This window comes from Nocardioides sp. CPCC 206348, from assembly GCF_048654705.1.
Taxonomy (GTDB): Bacteria; Actinomycetota; Actinomycetes; order Propionibacteriales; family Nocardioidaceae; genus Nocardioides.
In genome coordinates this window covers 2,584-2,795 of sequence record NZ_JBMCZA010000079.1, presented here as the reverse complement: position 1 = coordinate 2,795, position 212 = coordinate 2,584, and the positions used below count along the sequence as shown (strand labels likewise).

General features: G+C 71.7%; 1 protein-coding gene. It reads left to right on the top strand.

Annotated elements, in window-relative coordinates:
• Positions 1 to 212, top strand: a 212-nt coding sequence (locus ACOADB_RS03865) for a penicillin acylase family protein (RefSeq protein ID WP_378596614.1), incomplete at both ends; no start/stop codon positions are given.

The window sequence follows — 212 nt, the reverse complement described above, 5'->3', positions numbered from 1 at the left end:
ACCTGGCAGGTCGAGTGGTTGCGCCTGCGTGCCTCCGCGACGACAGCGCCGGTCGTGGGCGGCGAGCTCGCCGAGGCCTGGGACGACTACGCCAGCCGGATGCGGATCGTCGACACCGCGCAGCGGGCCTTCGCGTCCTGCACCGACGAGACCCGGGCCTTCCTGACGTCGTACGTCGACGGCGTGAATGCCGCAATGCGGGTGACCGACCC